The following is a 20,866-nucleotide window of genomic DNA, read 5'->3' as shown; positions in this document are numbered from 1 at the left end:
GATCCACTATGTCCGAAATGACCCCGCGCGAAATAGTCAGCGAGCTTGATAGCTACATCATCGGCCAGCACAAAGCGAAGCGCGCTGTGGCGATCGCCTTGCGTAACCGCTGGCGTCGTATGCAGCTGGAAGAGAGCCTGCGCCATGAAGTCACCCCGAAAAACATTTTAATGATCGGCCCGACCGGGGTGGGGAAAACCGAAATCGCCCGTCGTCTTGCCAAGCTGGCTAACGCCCCGTTCATCAAGGTGGAAGCGACCAAATTCACCGAAGTGGGCTACGTCGGTAAGGAAGTGGACTCGATTATCCGCGATCTGACCGATGTCGCCATTAAAATGGTGCGCCAGCAGTCGATGGAGAAAAACCGCTACCGTGCCGAAGAGCTGGCCGAAGAGCGCATTCTGGACGTCCTGATTCCACCCGCCAAGAACAACTGGGGACAAACGGAAGAAAACAGCGAGCCGTCTGCCGCCCGTCAGGCGTTTCGCAAGAAACTGCGCGAAGGGTCGCTTGACGATAAAGAGATTGAAATCGAGCTGGCAGCCGCTCCTGTCGGGGTCGAAATCATGGCTCCTCCGGGTATGGAGGAGATGACCAATCAGTTGCAGTCGATGTTCCAGAATCTGGCCGGTCAGAAACAGAAAAACCGCAAAATCAAGATTCGCGAAGCCTTTAAGCTGCTGGTGGAAGAAGAAGCCGCCAAGCTGGTCAACCCGGAAGAGCTTAAGCAACAGGCAATCGAAGCGGTGGAGCAGCACGGTATCGTGTTCATCGATGAGATCGACAAAATCTGTAAGCGTGGCGACACCTCCGGCCCGGACGTCTCGCGTGAAGGCGTCCAGCGCGACCTGCTGCCACTGGTGGAAGGCTGCACGGTATCCACCAAACACGGCATGGTAAAAACTGACCATATCCTGTTTATCGCTTCCGGCGCGTTCCAGGTCGCCAGCCCATCGGACCTGATCCCCGAGCTGCAAGGCCGTCTGCCAATCCGCGTGGAATTGCAGGCGCTGACCACCGAAGACTTCGAGCGTATTTTGACTGAACCCAGCGCGTCACTGACCCGTCAGTATCAGGCGTTGATGGAAACCGAAGGCGTCAACATTACGTTCCAACCGGACGGCATCCGCCGTATTGCGGAAGCGGCCTGGCAGGTCAACGAACGCACAGAGAACATCGGTGCCCGCCGCCTGCACACCGTGTTGGAACGGTTGATCGAAGAAGTCTCCTACGGAGCCAGCGAAATGAACGGCCAAACCGTGACGATCGATGCAGATTATGTACGCAGTCATCTTGATGAGTTGGTAGCAGATGAAGATCTGAGCCGATTTATCTTATAATCCGTGTTCACGGATCGCACTGATGACTGACCAGTGGGAGGCCAATGCCTCCCACTGCTGTTTTTATCACCGTCACCAGGCTTTATTTTCCAGAACTGAACGCGCCACAATCTGGCTGATACCATGGCCCATTAACACCATGACCCAATTGACACATAGCAGCAAAACCCAAGCCTGGCTGGACAGCCTGCGTCCCAAGACGCTGCCGCTGGCTTTTGCCTCCATTGTTACCGGCACCGTCATCGCCTGCTGGCACAGCAACTTCAAACCCGGTGTCGCACTGCTGACGCTGATTACCGCCGGCTTGTTGCAAATCCTCTCTAATCTGGCTAACGACTATGGCGATGCCGTAAAAGGTAGCGACAAGGAAGACCGCATCGGCCCGCTACGCGGTATCCAGACGGGTGCCATCAGCCTGCAAGAACTACGCAAGGCGCTGTTCATTACCGTGATGTTGACGGCAATTTCTGGCAGCGCATTGGTGATACTGGCCTGTGAGAAGCCGGTGGACATCGTGGTGTTCCTGGCGCTCGGGCTGCTGGCGATTCTGGCCGCCATCACCTATACCGTCGGCAATAAGCCGTATGGCTATATTGGGCTTGGCGATATCTCGGTACTGATCTTTTTCGGCTGGCTGAGCGTGGCCGGGTCGTATTATCTGCAAACCGGCCACTTTGACAGCAGCGTCATTCTGCCCGCCACCGCCTGTGGTCTGTTAGCTGTCGCGGTGCTCAACATCAACAATCTGCGTGATATCGACAGCGATCGGGAAAACGGCAAAAACACACTGGCGGTACGGCTCGGCGCTCACAAAGCCCGTCGTTACCACATGGCGCTGTTGATGACTGCACCGGTCTGTCTGGCACTGTTCGCCATGCTGTATCTGCATACGCTGGCAGGCTGGCTGTTTATTCTGGCGCTGCCTTTACTGGTGAAGCAAGGGCGCTACGTGATGCGGGAAACTGCCGCATTCAGTATGCGCCCGATGCTGGAAAAAACCGTCAAGGGCGCATTGCTCACCAATCTGCTATTCGCGGTGGGCGTGCTGCTGAGCTAGGCAAATGATGTAGCCACGGTTGGCAAAATCACGGCCGATTAACTGATGCGGGTCAAAGCCACGGTTGATGATTTTGCCAACAACAAACAGAAAGGGATATACTCAGTCTCACACTTCCAGCGGCAACAGACGTTACTCCTATGAAATACGATACTTCCGAGCTGTGTGATATCTATCATGAAGAGGTCAATGTAGTTGAGCCTCTTTTCTCTAACTTTGGCGGGCGTAGTTCATTCGGCGGCAAAATCATCACGGTGAAATGCTTTGAGGATAATGGCCTGCTGTTCGACGTGCTGGAAGAAAACGGCAGCGGACGCGTATTGTTGGTCGACGGCGGTGGCTCCGTTCGTCGGGCGCTGGTGAACGCTGAATTAGCGCGTCTGGCCACGCAGAACGAGTGGGAAGGTATTGTGGTGTACGGCGCGGTGCGTCAGGTCGACGACCTGTCTGAATTGGACATTGGCATTCAGGCGATGGCGGCAACCCCAGCAGGGGCAGCCAGTGAAGGCATCGGCGAAACCGATATCCGGGTGAATTTCGGCGGCGTGACCTTCTTTTCTGGTGACCATCTGTATGCCGATAACACTGGCATCATTCTGTCTGAAGACCCGCTCGATCTGGAATAACAGGCGAACATCCAAGGGCGTCGACAGACGCCCTGTGCGTATCCCGTTTGTCTGGCCTCAGTGATTACTGAACGTCTTCCATTTTACCCAGCAGTGCACGCAGGCGCTCTTGCCATACCTGTTGCTCCTGCTTTAACTGCTCGTTCTCGCTCATCAGCGCATCACGGTTACCCGCCATACTCTCTACTTCCTGCGACAACGTATTGTTCTTCTCTTTCAGCTCTTCGATTTCCATCTGCAACAGCGTGATCGTGTCAATCGCCTGCTGAACTTTCGCTTCCAGCTTCTCAAACACTTCAAATGACATAACTTCTAACCCCTTTTGATCGCACGGCATAAGCCGGTTAACGCAGATGTACCACGAACAGATATACCACAGAATGTCACGTCCTCTTCAGACTACCTATTATGGCACCTTGATCGTAACCCTCTGACACGTAAATCCTGACAAATTGTATGTAGCCGGATCAGGCGTGTCCAGCACACTCCCGGTAAAACAGCGACTCTGCCTGATTTTTCGCTCATGTGATATCAGCACAGACTAAAAATAACCCTGATCATTATTAAACATTACTAATGTTAATAAATTTAACACTCCCGTTAACACTCGTCAGGCGAGAAAATGGGGCTTTGTGACTAATTACGCGAATGCGCGCATTTTCTTGACGCATCACACACATTTTGATTTCGATATTTCTCGTTTTCGAACATTAACGATAAATTCACATCCGAAATACAAAAAGAGCCTGACCGCGAATCACCCAAGACGAACGGGACAGGCCTGAAACGCGCAGACCCATAGGGCCTGCGTCAACCACCATGCTGTAGCCTACAAGCAGGAACAAGCATTATGAGTCAATCTGAACTTTCTACCCTTAAAGGCCAGTGCGTTGCCGAGTTTCTCGGTACTGGCCTGTTGATCTTCTTTGGCGTTGGCTGTGTAGCGGCTCTGAAACTGGCGGGTGCCAGCCTGGGGCTATGGGAAATCAGCATTATCTGGGGATTGGGTGTCGCCATGGCGATCTACCTGACCGCCGCGATTTCCGGCGCACACCTCAATCCGGCGGTAACCATTGCCTTATGGCTGTTCGCCTGCTTCGACGGCCGCAAAGTGATGCCCTATATCCTCTCGCAAGTCGCTGGCGCATTTTGCTCAGCCGCACTGGTCTACGGCCTCTACCATAATCTGTTCGACAATATCGAGCAGACACACAATATGGTGCGCGGCAGTGTGGAAAGCCTCGACCTGGCAGGAATCTTCTCCACCTACCCTAACCCGCATATTTCGGTATTGCAGGCTTTCCTGGTGGAAATGGTCATCACCGCGATTCTGATGTGCCTGATTCTGGCGCTGACCGATGACGGCAACGGCATTCCACGCGGACCGCTGGCACCGTTGCTGATCGGTATTCTGATCGCGGTGATCGGCGCATCCATGGGACCATTGACCGGATTTGCCATGAACCCGGCGCGTGATGCCGGTCCGAAGCTGTTTGCCTATTTCGCAGGCTGGGGCAAGATCGCACTGACAGGCGGGCGAGACATCCCTTATATACTGATACCGATTTTCGGCCCGATCGTCGGCGCGTGTCTGGGCGCATTTGGCTATCGCACCCTAATTGGCCGTAACCTGCCTTGCGATGTCTGTGCCGCAGACACAGATACCGACACAACGGCTTCCGCTCAAACCCGTAAGGTCTAACCCTCTCCCGAACAGGATTACGTTTATGAACCAGGAAAAAAAATACATTGTCGCGCTCGACCAGGGAACCACCAGCTCACGAGCCGTCGTGCTGGATCATGATGCCAACATCATCAGCGTATCCCAGCGGGAATTCACCCAAATCTACCCCAAAGCAGGCTGGGTGGAACATGACCCGATGGAGATCTGGGCCTCTCAAAGCTCCACGCTGGTAGAAGCGCTGGCAAAAGCCGGTATCAGTAGCGATGAAGTGGCCGGTATCGGTATCACCAACCAGCGTGAAACCGCCGTGGTATGGGAAAAAGAAACCGGCAAACCCATTTATAACGCCATTGTGTGGCAATGCCGCCGTTCCGCCGATATCTGTGAGAAACTGAAAAAAGACGGGCTGGAAGAGTACATCCGCAGCAACACCGGCCTGGTGGTTGACCCGTACTTCTCCGGCACCAAGGTCAAGTGGATCCTCGATCATGTGGAAGGTTCCCGTGAACGCGCCCGCCGCGGCGAGCTGCTGTTCGGCACCATCGACACCTGGCTCATCTGGAAGATGACGCAAGGCCGCGTCCACGTCACCGATTACACCAATGCCTCACGCACCATGCTGTTCAACATCCATAAGCTGGACTGGGACGAGCGTATGCTGGACGTGCTGGACATCCCACGCGCCATGCTGCCGCAGGTGCGCCCATCCTCCGAAATCTACGGCCAGACCAACATCGGCGGCAAAGGCGGCACCCGTATTCCCATCGCCGGTATCGCCGGTGACCAGCAAGCGGCGCTGTACGGCCAATTGTGTGTACAGCCGGGCATGGCGAAAAACACCTACGGCACCGGTTGTTTCCTGTTGATGAACACCGGCACCGAGGCGGTGCGCTCCAAGCATGGCTTGTTAACCACCATTGCGTGTGGCCCACGCGGTGAAGTGAACTACGCGCTGGAAGGTGCGGTATTTATCGGTGGTGCGTCGATCCAGTGGCTGCGCGACGAGCTGAAATTGATTGGTGACGCGATGGATTCCGAATACTTCGCCACCAAGGTGAAAGACAGCAATGGCGTCTATGTGGTGCCCGCGTTCACCGGTCTGGGTGCTCCCTACTGGGACCCGTATGCCCGCGGTGCAATTTTCGGCCTGACCCGCGGCGTTAATGCCAATCACATCATCCGCGCCACGCTGGAATCCATCGCCTATCAGACCCGCGACGTGCTGGACGCGATGCAGGCCGACGCTGATACTCGCTTGCAATCGCTGCGGGTAGACGGCGGCGCAGTCGCTAACAACTTCCTGATGCAGTTCCAGTCCGATATTCTGGGCACCCGCGTCGAACGCCCGCTGGTGCGTGAATCCACCGCGCTGGGCGCGGCATTCCTGGCCGGTCTGGCAACCGGTTTCTGGAATGATCTGGACGAAGTGAAGAGCAAAACGGCTATCGAGCGGGAGTTCCGTCCCAGCATTGAAACCGTGGAGCGCAACTTCCGTTATCGCGGCTGGCAAAAAGCGGTAGAACGCGCCCGCGCGTGGGAAGATCATGACGAGTAAAATCCTCATAATCCTTGATCGGGCGCGGTTACCGCGCCCTTTTTTCCATTCGCGCCCCCACCCGCCCGTCCCCCAGCCTGTGCTACCATAACTCCCCGACAATTCCCTTTACTCCCCGTTCAAGACAGGTACTCATGAAACGTGAATTAGCCATCGAATTCTCTCGCGTTACCGAAGCCGCCGCGCTGGCCGGTTACAAATGGCTGGGCCGTGGCGATAAGAACGCCGCCGACAACGCCGCGGTACAGGCAATGCGTATCATGCTTAATCAGGTCGACATCAATGGTCGAATCGTGATCGGCGAAGGTGAAATCGATGAAGCGCCGATGCTCTATATCGGCGAGCAGGTAGGCACGGGACTCGGCGACGCGGTAGACATCGCCGTCGACCCGATCGAAGGCACCCGCATGACGGCAATGGGGCAGGCTAACGCACTAGCAGTACTGGCAGTGGGTGAGCAAGGGGCATTCCTGCACGCACCCGACATGTATATGGAAAAGCTGATTGTCGGCCCGCAGGCCAAAGGCGTTATCGACCTTGACCTGCCTCTGGAAGACAACCTGAAACGGGTTGCAGAACGATTGGGCAAACCCCTTAGCGAGCTCACCGTGATCACGCTGGCCAAGCCACGCCATGACCAGGTTATCACCGACATGCAACAGCTTGGTGTGAAAGTCTTTGCCATACCTGATGGCGACGTAGCCGCCTCTATTCTGACTTGTATGCCGGAAAGCGAAGTCGATGTGCTCTATGGCATCGGCGGTGCGCCGGAAGGTGTTATTTCTGCGGCGGTGATCCGCGCACTAGACGGCGACATGCAAGGGCGTCTGCTGGCTCGTCATCAGGTGAAGGAAGACAACGAAGAGAATCGTCGGCTGGGCGAACAGGAACTGGCGCGTTGTCGTGAAATGGGCATCGAAGCTGGCAAGGTGCTGATGCTCGGCGATATGGCACGCAACGACAACGTGATATTTTCCGCCACCGGCATTACCAAAGGTGATTTACTTGACGGTATTTCCCGCCGCGGCAACATCGCCACCACCGAAACCCTGCTGATCCGCGGCAAGTCGCGCACCATCCGCCGCATCAGTTCTACCCATTATCTGGACCGCAAAGATCAGGCACTGCACGCCTTTTTGCTGTAACCACAGCAAGGCACGAATTGTTTCACTGTTGTTAACAGATCGCGTATCGTAAGGTCTGGCTACGCGCAGTCCTGCGACACCAACGCGATCAAAACAGGAGCATAGAACCATGGCAGAGTGGGTGACCGGCAAGGTTATTCAGGTTGAACACTGGACGGAAAACTTATTCAGTCTGCGGCTGGAAGCGCCGGTGGCACCGTTTACCGCCGGGCAGTTCGCCAAGCTGGCGCTGGAACGGGACGGCGAGCGGGTGCAGCGCGCCTACTCCTACGTCAACGCCCCCAGCGATAATCTACTGGAGTTTTACCTGGTCAACGTGCCAGACGGCAAGCTCAGCCCGCATTTGCACCGCTGCCAACCAGGTGACGAGGTACTGGTGACGCAAGAAGCCGCCGGTTTTTTCGTGCTCGACGAGATTCCGGACTGCGATACGCTGTGGATGCTGGCGACAGGCACCGCCATCGGCCCGTATTTGTCGATTTTGCAGGAAGGGCGTGGTCTGGAACGGTTCAAACATATCGTACTGGTGCACGCCGCCCGTTTCGCGCGCGATCTCAGCTACCTACCACTGATGCAACAGCTGGAACAGCACTATAACGGCAAGCTGCGCATCCAGACCGTCGTCAGCCGCGAAGAGCAACCCGGTGCACTCACCGGCCGTGTGCCGACGCTGATTGAAAACGGCGCACTGGAAGCAGCGGTCGGCCTGCCGATGGACGCGGCGACCAGCCACGTGATGCTGTGCGGCAACCCGCAAATGGTGCGGGATACCCAGCAGTTGCTCAAAGACACACGGCAGATGAGCAAACACCTGCGCCGTCGCCCTGGTCATATGACCAGCGAACACTACTGGTAATGACAGTCGACATTCAGGAAGCGCGGAGTCGTAACGGCTCCGCAGCGGGTCCAAAACGGTTTGTACCAGTTGTACCGACAAACGCACCGCAATCCAGCAGCATCATCACGGCAATCAGTACCGGCAAGAACCGTCCTACACCCCACTGACCGAGCGGAGGCAACATCGACCAGTTGCCGTTACCCAACATCCAGGCAACCACCAGCAAGAGCGCCCACCAGCCATTTTTGTTACGGTCATGCAGCCGTTTGACCAGTATCGCTGCCAGCGGCCACATCAACACCACCAGCGCGAACGCCGCTTTCTGGGTTTCCAGCCAGCCCGTACCAGCCAACATGAACAACCCGACCATTAGCGCCAACACCATCACCATCCCTAACCAAAAATCCCGGCGGCCAACACGGCCACGAAACGAAAAACACCATTGTTGTATCGTCATCACTTTCCATCCCCGAAGCGGTTCTACAAACGCGAGTTTACCTTAAGTCAGACGGCATTTTTTATCGCGCGTTTTGACAATTGAACCCGAATCCCGTTTTAATCACACAGCATACCAACGGTACGTGACGATGCTGATGAATTGATGATGAAAAATGCCCTGTTGATTGTTTGTTGCCTGTCTGCTGGCCTACTCTGCACCCCGTTTGCCAGGAGTGACGGCTTGTTCCAGCAAAAACCCCCGACCGCCGCGCCTTATTTGCTGTCTGGTTCTCCTACGTTCGACATGACTATCGTCCAGTTTCGCACCCGCTATAACCTGAGCAACCCCTCGTTGCCGATGAGTGAATACCGGGTGGTCGATACCGGTGATGACTCGCCCAATCTGACGCGTGCCGCCAGCCGCATCAACGATCGGCTGTATTCTTCCACCGCGCTGGAAAAAGGCACCGGCAAGATCAAAACCATGCAGATTACCTGGCTGCCCAAACCGAAAGACACCGACCAGAGCGGGCGGCGCAAACAGGCTATCGGCTACATGGCAGCGCTGGTGCGCACCTTTATGCCGTCGCTGACCAACGAGCAAAGCCTGAAGAAGATCGAAACCTTGCTGGAAAAAGGCAAAGGGCAGCGCTTTTACCAGCAAACGGAAGGAGCATTGCGCTATGTCGTGGCGGATCATGGCGAAAAGGGGCTAACTTTTGCTGTTGAACCGATTAAGCTGGCGCTATCTGATTCGTGATCACATCGAGAATTAGGCACGAAAAACAGAGCCACCGTGCCATTTCGACTCTATACTATCGTCAGTTTTGTATCATCGTCAGATTGGCTGCCTGACGCAGCCATGTATTGATTAACTGGCAACTCGCCTGGAGGAAACAAGATGCGACATCCCTTAGTCATGGGCAACTGGAAGCTGAACGGCAGCACCAGCATGGTTCACGAACTGATCGCTGGCCTGCGGAAAGAACTGAGCGCCGTAACAGGTTGCGGCGTAGCCATCGCGCCACCGGCTCTTTATCTGGATCAGGCTAAACACTTGCTGGCAGGCAGCCGTATTGCTCTGGGTGCCCAGAACGTGGACGTCAACCTTGCTGGTGCCTTCACCGGTGAAACCTCCGCCGCCATGCTGAAAGACATCGGTGCCCAATACATCATCATCGGCCACTCCGAACGCCGTACCTATCATCACGAAAGCGACGAATTCATCGCGAAAAAATTCGCCGTACTGAAAGAAACCGGCCTGATTCCGGTACTGTGCATCGGTGAAACCGAAGCCGAAAACGAAGCGGGTCAGACCGAAGCCGTATGTGCGCGCCAACTGGACGCCGTGCTGAACACGCTGGGCGCAAAAGCGTTCGAAAACACCGTCATTGCCTATGAGCCAGTCTGGGCTATCGGCACCGGCAAATCCGCCACTCCGGCACAGGCACAGGCGGTGCACAAATTCATCCGCGACCACATCGCTAAACAGGATGCCGCAGTAGCTGAGCAGGTCATCATTCAGTACGGTGGCTCGGTCAACGCCGCCAACGCTGCTGAACTCTTCACCCAGCCGGACATCGACGGCGCGCTGGTTGGTGGCGCTTCGCTGAAAGCCGACGCCTTCGCGGTCATTGTCAAAGCTGCCGCTGAAGCCAAAAATCAGGCCTGATTAGCCCCGCTGCTATCGCACAACGGCTCCGCTTCGGGGCCGTTTTTTTATGCTTTTTTCCACCCATACCGACCACGTTCATCATTCTGTCATTTTTTCTGTCTAGGTTTTACCGCACATGTTTATTTGTTACTTAATTTAACTGCGAGTGAATGACCATGACCCGTAAGGCTTTGATCCGCAAAACCTTGATCAACAAAACCTTGATCAGTAAAACCCTGCTCTCTTCCCTGATGATGACGCTTATCGCTGGCAGCGCACTGGCCGCCGGCACCGATTACAACCGCCAGGCGCAGGGCGACATCACCCAGCCCGGCGGCGCTCGCCGCCTCAGTGCCGATCAAACCGAGATGTTAAAAGCTTCTCTCAACGCGAAAACCGCCAAAAACGTGATTCTGCTGATTGGTGACGGCATGGGCGACTCTGAGATCACCTCGGCACGCAACTACGCGCTGGGTGCAGGCGGTTTCTTCAAAGGCATCGACGCACTGCCGCTGACCGGCCAATACACCCACTACTCACTGGACAAGAAAACCCATAAGCCGGATTACGTTACCGATTCCGCTGCATCGGCTACTGCCTGGTCCAGCGGTGTTAAAACCTACAACGGTGCGTTGGGCGTGGACGTCGACGGTAAAGACCATAAGACGCTGATTGAAATCGCCAAAGCGGCGGGCAAAGCCACCGGCAACGTCTCCACCGCCGAACTGGAAGACGCCACACCGGCCGCCATGGTGTCGCACGTTACGTCCCGCAAGTGCTACGGCCCGGAAAAAACCAGCCAGCAATGCCCGACTAACGCGCTGGAAAACGGTGGTCGCGGCTCTATCGCCGAACAACTGTTGGTTACCCGCGCTGACGTCACGCTGGGCGGCGGCGCAGCCACCTTCAAAGAAGTCGCTAAAGCTGGGAAATATCAGGGTAAGAGCCTGAAAGAGCAGGCGCAAGCGCTGGGCTACCACCTTGTCACTGATCTGGACGGCATGAATGCCGTTACCGCCGCCAGCCAGAACAAGCCGGTACTGGGCCTGTTCGCCGACGGCAACATGCCGGTGCGCTGGCAGGGGCCGAAAGCCAGCTACCACGGTAACCTCGATAAACCGGTAGTAACCTGTGAACCCAACGCCCAGCGTGGTGCCAGCGTGCCGACACTGGCACAAATGACCGATAAGGCCATTCAGCTGTTGAGTAAGAACAAAAACGGTTTCTTCCTGCAGGTCGAAGGGGCTTCCATCGACAAGCAAGACCACGCCGCCAACCCGTGCGGCCAGTTCGGTGAAACGGTGGACCTGGACGAAGCAGTGCAGAAAGCACTGGAATTCGCCCGTCGTGACGGCAACACGCTGGTGATCGTCACCGCCGACCACGCCCACTCCAGCCAGATCGTCGAAAACGGCACCAAAGCGCCGGGCCTGACGCAGGCACTGAACACCAAAGATAACGCCGTGATGACCATCAGCTACGGTAACTCAGAAGAGGAATCGCAGGGGCACACCGGCACCCAGCTGCGCATCGCCGCCTATGGCCCGCACGCTGCCAACGTGGTAGGACTGACCGACCAGACCGACCTGTTCTACACCATGAAAAATGCGATGGGGCTGAAATAATCCCGGCATCCTACTGCGTAACCATCGATCCGAAATAATGAAAAAGGCAGGTGCGAAACCTGCCTTTTATCTGATAAATAACAACTAATTAAATAACTACACCGATTTCGCCGCCGGAATTTGCTGGGTAATGCAGTGGATATTGCCGCCACCCAGCAGAATCTCACGGGCTGGCACGCCGCTGACCAGATAGTCAGGGAACATCTGTTGCAACAGCAAATGCGCCTCGTCGTCGGTACGTTCATCCAGCAACGGGTAAATCACCTGCTTATTGCTGATCAGGAAATTGACGTACGACCCCGCCAGCCGCGACCCGGCGTTACGTTCGATGGCATTGCCGTCGGTCACGCCTGCCGCTTCTTCCGGCGTGGCGTACAGCGGACCTGGTGCGGGCAGTTTCCAGATTTTCAGCGACCGGCCCTGCGCGTCCTTTGCCTGCGACAGCACCTGATACGCTGCCTGAGAGCGAGCGTACTGCGGGTCGGCTTCATCGTCGGTCCAGTGCAGCGCTACTTCGCCGGGGCGCACAAAACAGCACATGTTGTCGATGTGGCCGTCGGTTTCGTCGTTATACACACCGTCTTCCAGCCAGATAAAGGCGGTGACGCCGAGATAATCTCGCAGCAGTTGTTCAATCTGCGCCTGGTTCAGGTGCGGATTACGGTTTGGGTTCAGCAGGCACTCGGCGGTGGTCAGCAGCGTGCCTTCACCGTCGGTATGAATAGAGCCGCCTTCCAGAATCAGTGGCGCGGCATAACGCGCATCGCCGTGATACGCCAGCACCTGCGCGGCAACCTTTTCGTCACGGTGCCAGTCTTGATACAACCCGCCCAGCGCACCGCCCCAGGCGTTGAACTGCCAGTCGACGCCACGGCGTTCGCCTGCGTCGTTCAGCACCACGGTCGGCCCGGTGTCGCGCATCCAGGCGTCGTCGCTTTCCATCTCCACCAGTGTAACGTCAGCCGACATCACGCTTTTGGCAAGTGCCATCTGGTCGCGTGGCACGCCCATGATAACCGGCGTGGTTTGCGCAATAGCGGCAGCAACGGCAGCAAAGGTGTGCTGAGCGGGAATGACATCCCCTTGTGAGCGCCAGTTGTCACGGCGATACGGCCACAGCATCCACACGGCGTCGTGCGGTGCCCATTCCGCTGGCATGGAGAAACCGTCCTGCAACGGCGTGGTCAGTTCAGACATCACTTATCTCCAGGTCTTGCCGTCAGACGTACCGATTACACCGTACATGTCCGGGCGACGGTCGCGGAACAAACCCCAGGACGCACGCTGTGCGGCGATAGCATCCAGGTCGAATTCGTGCACCAGCACCGTTTCATCCGTCTTGTTGGCTTGCGCTACCAGCGCGCCGGTTTGGTCGGCGATGAACGACGAACCGTAGAAGGTCATTTCCAGACCGTCGATGTATTTGCTGGCTTCGGTGCCGATGCGGTTGGAAGCGATCACCGGAACCAGGTTGGCAGCGGCATGGCCTTGCTGTACGCGAGTCCAGTGCGGCTGGCTGTCGATTTCCGGGTACGCCGGTTCGGAACCGATGGCGGTCGGGTAGAAAATCAACTCCGCACCGCTGAGCGCCAGGCAACGAGCCGTTTCCGGGAACCATTGGTCCCAGCAGATGCCCACGCCCACTTTGGCATAGCGGGTCTGCCACACTTTGAAACCGGTATCGCCTGGAATAAAGAACTGTTTTTCCTGATAGGCCGGGCCGTTCGGAATATGGGTTTTGCGATACACATCCAGCACGCTGCCGTCGGCATCGATCATCACCAGCGAGTTGTAGTAAGCGTTATTGGCGCGCTCGAAGAAACTCAGCGGCAGCACCACTGCCAGCTCGGCCGCCAGCGCGGAGAAGTGTTTAATCAGCGGGCTGGTTGCCAGCTCCTGCGCCAGCGCATAATGTTCCGGGCTCTGGTCGATGCAGAAATAAGGCGCGGCAAACAGTTCCTGAATCAGAATGATTTGTGCCCCTTGAGCATGTGCCTGGCGCACCAGCCTTTCAGCATTGGCGATATTTTTTGGCAAATCCCAGGTGCAAGCCATCTGAGTGGCAGCAACGGTAACTTTTGTCATGCGAAAACCTCAATAATTTCTGTATAGGTGCTCATTGCCCGCGCCGCCAGCGGCGTGGTAATAAGAAATCCCGCCTAAAGAGCGGGATTTGCTTTTTCGGCCCAGTTGTCACCGGGCATACATCAGAATAGCTTCTTGGCGGTGTTCAGCCAGTCGCCTTTGAACGGACGCTTCATGTTCTCAATGGCGTCAATAATATCATGGTGAACCAATTTTTCATTCTGGATCCCGACGCAACGGCCGCCGTAGCCCTGTTGCAGCAGTTCGATAGAGTACGCGCCCATGCGGGAGGCGAGGATACGGTCGTAGGCCACCGGTGAGCCGCCACGCTGAATGTGGCCCAGTACGGTGGCGCGGGTTTCACGTTCGGTTTCCTGCTCGATATAGTGCGCCAGCTCATCCACATCGCACACCAGTTCGGTAATCGCGACGATGGCGTGCTTCTTCCCTTTGGCGATACCGGCTTTGATCTCTTCTACCAGGTCTTCTTTTTTGAAGTCGACTTCCGGCAGCACGATAAATTCACATCCCCCGGCAATCGCCGCCGCCAGCGTCAGGTCGCCACAGTGACGTCCCATCACTTCCACGATGGAGATACGCTGATGCGAAGACGAGGTATCACGCAGGCGGTCAATCGCTTCGACCACGGTTTCCAGCGCGGTGAAGTAACCGATGGTGTAGTCGGTGCCTGCCACATCGTTATCGATGGTGCCCGGTAAACCGATGCAGGGGAAACCCATTTCCGTCAGGCGTTTAGCCCCCATGTAGGAACCGTCGCCGCCGATTACTACCAGCGCGTCCAGGCCGCGTCTTTTCATGTTTTCTACGCAAACCTGACGCACCGCTTCTTCACGGAACGCCGGAAAACGGGCAGACCCGAGGAACGTGCCGCCGCGGTTGATCACATCCGACACGCTATAGCGGTCCAACTGCACCATGCGGTCTTCGTACAAACCCAGATAACCATCATAGATGCCGTATACATCCAGGCCTTCCGCTAACCCTGCCCGCACCACGCCACGAATGGCCGCATTCATGCCCGGCGCATCGCCACCGCTCGTCAGTACTCCGATTTTTTTAATCATGACAACCTCTGGGTTTGTAGATGTAAATTCGCAGATTCTTCTATCTTAATCTTAAGGGTCATAGGACAGAGCCTGACCGTTTATCAACATAGTATAACAAATACACCTAGCTGAATTGATTCAGGTCAGGCCGAATGCCCCATAAAAATCTACCGCGTATCACATTTTTACAACACGTTATGATATCGGCGGTGTGCTCCCGCCCTTTTCACTCGCCCGGAAAGACGTAACGCCGCAATCGTATTGCAATGGACCTAAAGCACCCAACGACCACGCTGTTCCTGCGGCACTACCGAGACGGGATCCTGATGAATAATAACGTCAGAACCGGGGAAACGCTTGAGCAATGCCTGCTCCAGATCATCTGCAATCTGATGTGATTCCACCAGCGGCAAGTTATCCGCCATTTCGAGATGCAGTTGGATAAAACGCGTCGGGCCTGAACGGCGGGTCCGCAACTGGTGCGCGCCGCTGACGCCCGGCCATGAGGACACGATATTGATGATTTCCAGTCGCTCCTCGTCCGGCAAGGCCCGGTCCAGCAACACCTGAATTGCCTCATACGCCATTCGCAACGCACTGCCTAAAATATAGACGCCGATCCCCAGCGCGAACACGGCATCGGCCCAATTAACGCCTTTCCAGCTCAACACCAGCGACAGCAAAATCGCGCCATTCATCAGCACGTCCGACTGATAATGCAGCATATCCGCCCGCACCGCCTGACTATGGGTTTTGCGGATCACCCAGCGCTGGAATGCCACCAGCACCCCCGTCACCACCAACGCAATAATGGTAATCCACATCCCCAGCTCCGGCCCTTTCAGCGGCTGCGGGGTGATCAGATGCTGCGCGCCGGTCAACAATAGAAACAGCGCCGACCCGGAAATGAACATGCTTTGCGCCAGCGCGGCCAGCGACTCGGCTTTGCCATGCCCGAACGTATGTTCCGTATCGGCCGGTTGCAGTGAGTAACGCACTACCAGCAGATTGACCAGCGAGGCCGCGATATCCACCAGCGAGTCGACCAACGACGCCAGCAAACTGACTGACCCCGTGTACCACCAGGCGTACACTTTCATGCCAAACAGAGATAATGCCGTGGCGGTAGCCAGAAAAGCGGCTGTCGTTACCAGGCGTGCGTAATGAGAATTCATACACCATTCCATTCAAGTGAGGGAGCCAGTATACCGAATTCTGACGCTGGAAAACCGTGACACTTTATTTCCGGTTTCCCGATAAGTTCCGGTTTTCTGGCCCAGGCACGGTGTGCAATAAGGACCGGCTTATGGTTTGCGCAGAAATTTCTGCAACCGTTCCTGTTCCCAGCGTGACCAGCGATCGCGCAGCCAGAAAACCCGCATGGCCCGCAACGCCAGTACCGCGCCCCAAATCAGCAACGGCCACAAGAACCAGTGCGTTTGCGGGTTGACCAACAGATTGATGGCAAACAGCAGCGCATTCACCGGCACAAACAGCAGCAGGCTACGCCAGAAACGGCTCTCCTGCCCGACCTGCGTTCTGGCCTGCTCAATACGCTGCGCCAGCGATTCGCCGCTCACCGCCTGCTCGCTGTCTTCCTCCATCAGCACCGTCACGTTAACGCCAAACGCGGCGGCAATGGCGCTAAGCGTTTCCAGACTGGCGCGTTCCCCATTTTCGATCCGCTGGATGGTTCTGACGCTCAACGCAGACAGTTCAGCCAGTTGTTCCTGGGACCAGGCGCGGGCGAGGCGCTGTGATTTGATCGTGTTCATGATGTACTCCTGTTGAATTAAACCTCGCTAACAGCCTGCGCCAGCCTCCTGCAATACACCACGACAGTAACCGGACAGCAACCCGACAGTTGCCCGACATCCCCCAGCAACCGCGCTGTCATGCGGATTTTGCCTGCCGACATGGACATCATTTCCGATGACGAGGAGAATACTGGCGACCAGATATACGCCAGGAAAACGAATGAAACGCCGACCTGCCTCACGCCTGCTGATCCTCAATCCTGAACAGCGGGTGTTGTTATTCTTGTTTCACCATACGCGTGATGCCCTTGCCGGGAAGCGTTATTGGGCCACGCCGGGCGGGGCAGTAGAAAGCGGAGAAAGCTTTGAGCAAGCGGCGCTGCGGGAACTGTGGGAAGAAACCGGCATCCGCCGTCAAGACCCCGGCCCCTGCATCGCCACCCAACGTTTTAGCATGGCGATGCCCAACGGCGACACCGTGATAGCCGATGAGCGTTTTTTTGTCATTCGCGTCACCGACAGCGCCATCCACACTGACGCATGGACAGCGCATGAACAGAAAGTGATGCGGGACCACCACTGGTGGAGCCGCGATGAACTGCTCGCCACGCCGGATACCTTCTACCCGGAGCAGTTAGTGGAGATGCTGTGGCCGGGCAACGCGTTTCCGGTTACGCCGCGGGGGGAGTCGGCCAGTTGATACGTCTTAACGACGGGGATTCGGTTTTTCTGCCCTGAAGTTACGCCTTTTCTGTATAGACATCGTCATGCGGCCCTTACGATGTAGTTAAAAGCGATATTACGGGGGCGCATGCCCCCAAAAATGGCACTATTATTTGAGTTTAGAGGCCTATTCATCGACACCCCAGACCTCACTCCCGCCGAGTTGCCTATGTAAGACAGATCGGCTGATGATGCAGATACGCCGCGAAGCGTGCTCGCATAATCTGTGTCGCTGACAAAATCAGCACCCAATCCAGCGTTAAAATCTGCAATTGTTGCACTGTTTGATACCGAGCCTTCTATAACCACTTGATGTAACGCATCGGGACCGATCGCAGTACACACTAGTGTCGCTGGCTCACGCGACAATAGTTGCCTGTCTGAGACACCATCTACCCCACGCCCATCATCCCAGCCACGAATAAATTCGCCGCGCAGATCTGGCAGAACCCCCGACGGATAAACCTGCGCCAACCGTGGATACAGGCTTTTATCAAACGCCTGACCGTTACATTTGAGCCAGCCAGCCGGAGCGGTGGCTTGTGCCCAGGGCTGGGGGATACCCACGATGTCATTAATATCCAGTTTGAGTTTGAAGTTGCTGTCGGTTTTATCGGATAGCAGGCCAACCGCGTGAGCAACAGCATCAGCAACAAACGCCGTGGTTGCCAGTTGTGTCGTACTCGTTCCTGCTACGGCGGTCGGTGCCGCAGGTGTACCGGTAAATGTCGGGCTTTCAATCGGGGCATACTGCTTATGCGGGTTAACAGCAGCGACATGATCAGCCAGCAAGGTATCGGCATAGCGCCGTGTCGCCAGCGCCACCGTCGGGTCAAACTTCAGCGTTATCGCATCGGTATGGCTGACAATCAGGATCATGCGCACCGTCTGCACCCGGCCCGATCCTTCCTTCAGTTCCGGTTTATAGGTTTCCGGGCAGTTACCGAGCGCAATCAAGTCACCATCCACGTCGTACAGACCGATTTCACGCAGCCAGAATCCCCCTTCATTTTCCGGGATCACCTGCTCGGCAATCATTTGGCTGGGGTTGTTCGGGTCAACGGTTAGCGAATTGATAACCCCGCGCCGTCTTTCATTCACCAGTCTGGTCTGAACCGAATCTGGGGTAGGGAGCACACCGTTGCCATCCCCCACGCCCATTTGCACCAGCTCCAGTGGTTTTCCTGCGGCTATCGCCGCCGCCAGTTTTTTCTCACCCACCTGGGTGAGTAAGGTGAAATATTTAGTCCCCATTAGATCTCTCATCAGCATGAAGGTAAAGGAAAAGGTCCGGCAACAACGGGGCAAAATCAGAGCACGGCAAGTACTCATCGTCCTGTCTGCCGCCTGACAACCATTATGCTGATAGCCCATCAAATCGCCCGTTCATACGGGCGTGGTGGTAATGGCACAACAAGGTTACTGAATCACCGTTGTCAGGGGAGGAATCGCTAAGGCGTGGGGGAAGGTATCGCAACAACCGGTCCCGAGTAGACCAATGAAAACAACCCGTTCGGAATAACCTGCCGAGGTTATTCCGAACGGGTATCGAGTCTCATCAGAGTGATGGTGGGGTCGGCCAGTCGATGCCAGGCGCATAAGCCAGGTCGACCCGACTTAATTGCACCAGATAGGTTTTCCAGTCTTTGAGCGACTGGGTTTCCTGCTCGGTAGCCATCTCCAGTTCCTGCGCATAGGTCAGCTCGCGGATACGGTCATGCGCCGTCTGACGACGCACATCACACTCCCGTCGGGCTGCCTGCACCAGACTGGCCTGATGTGCCGCCGAATCCGTGACCCATTGTGACCCATCCCAGCGGTCAAACTCGCTGGCAGGTGGCAACAGGGTCCAATTGGTGGGTAACGGCCCCAGATCACCCACCACCTGTGATTGACGGGTTTTCGTGTCGTAAGCGGTCTGCCCGCGCCAATCCGGCACCCATTCCCAGTGCAGACCATCGGACGAACGGCGTAGCGCGTGCCCTTCCGATTCTGACTGTGGCGGTTCATCGGCATAGCTGTGGGCGGGAATACCGGTCCCCGGCATCAGGTATTCCTCGCTGTAACCATCATACTCACGGGTGAGCACATCCACGTGGTACACCCGCAACCAGCCTGCCTGAGTAGCCAGCCCGTCTGCCGCCAGCACTGCGCGCACGTCCTGCGTCGATATCGTCATTACGCCGCCCTCACGATGTAGTTAAAGGCGATGTTGCGTGGACGGTTTTCGTTAGCCGTTGGTACAACGCGCGAGGCGTCGAAGTAAATCCTCTCACCCTGTGAAGATGCGGATGCACTTCCAACTGGGGGGGCATTCACAATGTTCGAATTGTCTTCATACACGCCTTCGTTAGAGTTTTTACCATTGTTGTAAAATACCCCGTTAGATTTACCGTTATACGCTACAACAAGCGACTGCTCACCTATGAGGTTCCTGATTGCGTCGCCTTGCAATGAAAGCAGCTCTCGCGCATTGTCAGCCCCTCTCCCATCATCCCAGCCACGAATAAATTCGCCACGCAAATCCGGCAGCACACCTGACGGGTAGACCTGCGCCAGTCGGGGATAAACGCTTTTATCAAACGCCTGGCCGTTACATTTCAGCCAGCCCGCCGGGGCGGTCGCTTGCGGCCACGGCTGTGGAATGCCGACAAATTCACTGATCAACAAATACTGTGAATGAGGGTTGGTATCGGCAAGATGCCCGGACAACAGTGTGTCAGCATAGCGCCTGGTTGCCAGTGCTACCGTCGGGTCAAACGTCAGCGTTACCGCATCGGTACGGCTAACAATCAGAATCATGCGCACGGTCTGTACCCGGCCGGAGCCTTCTTTCAACTCTGGTTTATAGGTTTCCGGGCAGTTCGCTACCGCAATCAGGTTACCGGCCGCGTCATACAAACCGATTTCACGCAGCCAGAACCCACCTTCATTTTCCGGAATAACCTGTTCGGCAATGATCTGGTTGGGATTAGCCGGATCAACACTCAATGAATTAATCACCGCCCGGCGCTTTTCATTGACGAGTTTGGTCTGCATCGGGTCCGGTGTCTGTAACACCCCACCGTCATCCCCCACTCCCATTTGAGCGATTTCTAATGGTTTTCCTGTTGAGATGGCCTCGGCCAATTTAGTCTCACCGATACGGGTGAGCAGCGTAAAGTATTTAGTTCCCATCATTCCCCTCGTCTATATTGGTTAAAAATAGCGTCAGCAAAAAAATATTGTCGTCATACCAGCACCATGTGTTCGCTCAGCTTTCTCACAACCAT

At 56.0% G+C, this 20,866-nt stretch carries 22 protein-coding genes; 11 read left to right on the top strand and 11 right to left on the bottom strand.

Annotation, left to right across the window (positions count from 1 at the left end; all coding sequences use genetic code 11):
- Positions 1 to 8: 8 nt before the first annotated feature.
- The 3 genes from hslU to rraA all read left to right on the top strand — a co-directional run bounded on the left by hslU (position 9) and on the right by rraA (position 3,023).
- A complete protein-coding gene (gene hslU, locus OB87_RS08585) occupies positions 9 to 1,340 on the top strand; it encodes an HslU--HslV peptidase ATPase subunit (protein ID WP_033569025.1) in 1,332 nt (443 codons plus the stop codon).
- A gap of 139 nt (positions 1,341 to 1,479) precedes the next feature.
- Positions 1,480 to 2,397, top strand: a complete 918-nt coding sequence (locus tag OB87_RS08580) for a 1,4-dihydroxy-2-naphthoate polyprenyltransferase (protein WP_033569049.1) — start codon at positions 1,480 to 1,482, stop codon at positions 2,395 to 2,397.
- A gap of 140 nt (positions 2,398 to 2,537) precedes the next feature.
- Positions 2,538 to 3,023 (top strand): ribonuclease E activity regulator RraA, encoded by a 486-nt coding sequence (gene rraA, locus OB87_RS08575; protein WP_013315894.1) that lies wholly within the window; start codon positions 2,538 to 2,540, stop codon positions 3,021 to 3,023.
- A 64-nt stretch (positions 3,024 to 3,087) separates the two neighbouring features.
- On the opposite strand, the gene zapB is transcribed toward rraA, so the two are convergent.
- Positions 3,088 to 3,330, bottom strand: coding sequence for a cell division protein ZapB (gene zapB / locus OB87_RS08570; protein ID WP_033569024.1), 243 nt, complete (start codon positions 3,328 to 3,330; stop codon positions 3,088 to 3,090).
- 543 nt (positions 3,331 to 3,873) lie between these two features.
- Here zapB and OB87_RS08565 point away from each other — a divergent pair.
- The 4 genes from OB87_RS08565 to fpr all read left to right on the top strand — a co-directional run bounded on the left by OB87_RS08565 (position 3,874) and on the right by fpr (position 8,263).
- Positions 3,874 to 4,725 (top strand): MIP/aquaporin family protein, encoded by an 852-nt coding sequence (locus OB87_RS08565; protein ID WP_033569023.1) that lies wholly within the window; start codon positions 3,874 to 3,876, stop codon positions 4,723 to 4,725.
- Between the two features lie 25 nt (positions 4,726 to 4,750).
- Positions 4,751 to 6,262 (top strand): glycerol kinase GlpK, encoded by a 1,512-nt coding sequence (glpK, locus tag OB87_RS08560; RefSeq protein ID WP_033569022.1) that lies wholly within the window; start codon positions 4,751 to 4,753, stop codon positions 6,260 to 6,262.
- A gap of 134 nt (positions 6,263 to 6,396) precedes the next feature.
- Positions 6,397 to 7,407: a class II fructose-bisphosphatase gene (glpX, locus tag OB87_RS08555; protein ID WP_033569021.1), complete on the top strand. Its 1,011-nt coding sequence runs from the start codon at positions 6,397 to 6,399 to the stop codon at positions 7,405 to 7,407.
- A gap of 109 nt (positions 7,408 to 7,516) precedes the next feature.
- The gene (gene fpr / locus OB87_RS08550) at positions 7,517 to 8,263 is read left to right on the top strand and encodes a ferredoxin--NADP(+) reductase (protein WP_033569020.1); all 747 of its coding nucleotides are present in this window, start codon (positions 7,517 to 7,519) and stop codon (positions 8,261 to 8,263) included.
- A gap of 13 nt (positions 8,264 to 8,276) precedes the next feature.
- Here fpr and OB87_RS08545 read toward each other — a convergent pair whose 3' ends face one another.
- Positions 8,277 to 8,702, bottom strand: a complete 426-nt coding sequence (locus OB87_RS08545; RefSeq protein WP_033569019.1) for a DUF805 domain-containing protein — start codon at positions 8,700 to 8,702, stop codon at positions 8,277 to 8,279.
- A 147-nt stretch (positions 8,703 to 8,849) separates the two neighbouring features.
- Between OB87_RS08545 and OB87_RS08540 the strand changes: the two genes are divergently transcribed.
- The 3 genes from OB87_RS08540 (at position 8,850) to phoA (ending at position 11,962) form a co-directional block, all read left to right on the top strand.
- Positions 8,850 to 9,443 carry a DUF1454 family protein gene (locus tag OB87_RS08540; protein ID WP_152605885.1) on the top strand — a complete coding sequence of 198 codons (594 nt, stop codon included), beginning with the start codon at positions 8,850 to 8,852 and terminating at the stop codon, positions 9,441 to 9,443.
- A 141-nt stretch (positions 9,444 to 9,584) separates the two neighbouring features.
- Positions 9,585 to 10,355 (top strand): triose-phosphate isomerase, encoded by a 771-nt coding sequence (gene tpiA, locus OB87_RS08535; RefSeq protein WP_033569017.1) that lies wholly within the window; start codon positions 9,585 to 9,587, stop codon positions 10,353 to 10,355.
- A 152-nt stretch (positions 10,356 to 10,507) separates the two neighbouring features.
- Complete coding sequence (phoA, locus tag OB87_RS08530) at positions 10,508 to 11,962, top strand: alkaline phosphatase (protein ID WP_033569016.1); 1,455 nt, start codon at positions 10,508 to 10,510, stop codon at positions 11,960 to 11,962.
- 96 nt (positions 11,963 to 12,058) lie between these two features.
- Here the strand turns inward: phoA and aguA are convergent, their stop codons facing one another.
- From aguA to OB87_RS21085, 6 genes are all read right to left on the bottom strand, one after another.
- The gene (aguA, locus tag OB87_RS08525) at positions 12,059 to 13,159 is read right to left on the bottom strand and encodes an agmatine deiminase (RefSeq protein WP_033569015.1); all 1,101 of its coding nucleotides are present in this window, start codon (positions 13,157 to 13,159) and stop codon (positions 12,059 to 12,061) included.
- 3 nt (positions 13,160 to 13,162) lie between these two features.
- Positions 13,163 to 14,047, bottom strand: coding sequence for an N-carbamoylputrescine amidase (aguB, locus tag OB87_RS08520; protein WP_033569014.1), 885 nt, complete (start codon positions 14,045 to 14,047; stop codon positions 13,163 to 13,165).
- A gap of 122 nt (positions 14,048 to 14,169) precedes the next feature.
- A complete protein-coding gene (gene pfkA, locus OB87_RS08515; protein WP_033569013.1) occupies positions 14,170 to 15,132 on the bottom strand; it encodes a 6-phosphofructokinase in 963 nt (320 codons plus the stop codon).
- A 254-nt stretch (positions 15,133 to 15,386) separates the two neighbouring features.
- Positions 15,387 to 16,289, bottom strand: a complete 903-nt coding sequence (fieF, locus tag OB87_RS08510) for a CDF family cation-efflux transporter FieF (protein WP_033569012.1) — start codon at positions 16,287 to 16,289, stop codon at positions 15,387 to 15,389.
- Between the two features lie 129 nt (positions 16,290 to 16,418).
- Positions 16,419 to 16,889, bottom strand: a complete 471-nt coding sequence (locus tag OB87_RS08505) for a 2TM domain-containing protein (protein ID WP_033569011.1) — start codon at positions 16,887 to 16,889, stop codon at positions 16,419 to 16,421.
- 17 nt (positions 16,890 to 16,906) lie between these two features.
- Complete coding sequence (locus tag OB87_RS21085; protein WP_268745830.1) at positions 16,907 to 17,032, bottom strand: hypothetical protein; 126 nt, start codon at positions 17,030 to 17,032, stop codon at positions 16,907 to 16,909.
- Between the two features lie 59 nt (positions 17,033 to 17,091).
- Between OB87_RS21085 and OB87_RS08500 the strand changes: the two genes are divergently transcribed.
- Positions 17,092 to 17,571 carry an NUDIX hydrolase gene (locus OB87_RS08500; protein WP_033569010.1) on the top strand — a complete coding sequence of 160 codons (480 nt, stop codon included), beginning with the start codon at positions 17,092 to 17,094 and terminating at the stop codon, positions 17,569 to 17,571.
- A 65-nt stretch (positions 17,572 to 17,636) separates the two neighbouring features.
- On the opposite strand, the gene OB87_RS08495 is transcribed toward OB87_RS08500, so the two are convergent.
- The 3 genes from OB87_RS08495 to OB87_RS08485 all read right to left on the bottom strand — a co-directional run bounded on the left by OB87_RS08495 (position 17,637) and on the right by OB87_RS08485 (position 20,771).
- Complete coding sequence (locus tag OB87_RS08495) at positions 17,637 to 18,848, bottom strand: phage tail-collar fiber domain-containing protein (protein ID WP_033569009.1); 1,212 nt, start codon at positions 18,846 to 18,848, stop codon at positions 17,637 to 17,639.
- Between the two features lie 304 nt (positions 18,849 to 19,152).
- Positions 19,153 to 19,773 carry a tail fiber assembly protein gene (locus OB87_RS08490; RefSeq protein ID WP_033569008.1) on the bottom strand — a complete coding sequence of 207 codons (621 nt, stop codon included), beginning with the start codon at positions 19,771 to 19,773 and terminating at the stop codon, positions 19,153 to 19,155.
- Positions 19,773 to 20,771 (bottom strand): phage tail-collar fiber domain-containing protein, encoded by a 999-nt coding sequence (locus OB87_RS08485; protein ID WP_033569007.1) that lies wholly within the window; start codon positions 20,769 to 20,771, stop codon positions 19,773 to 19,775. Before OB87_RS08485 ends, OB87_RS08490 begins: the two co-directional genes overlap by 1 nt.
- Positions 20,772 to 20,866: the final 95 nt, after the last annotated feature.

This window comes from Dickeya undicola (genome assembly GCF_000784735.1).
Taxonomy (GTDB): domain Bacteria; phylum Pseudomonadota; class Gammaproteobacteria; order Enterobacterales; family Enterobacteriaceae; genus Dickeya; species Dickeya undicola.
This window is presented reverse-complemented; position numbering and strand designations above follow the sequence as displayed.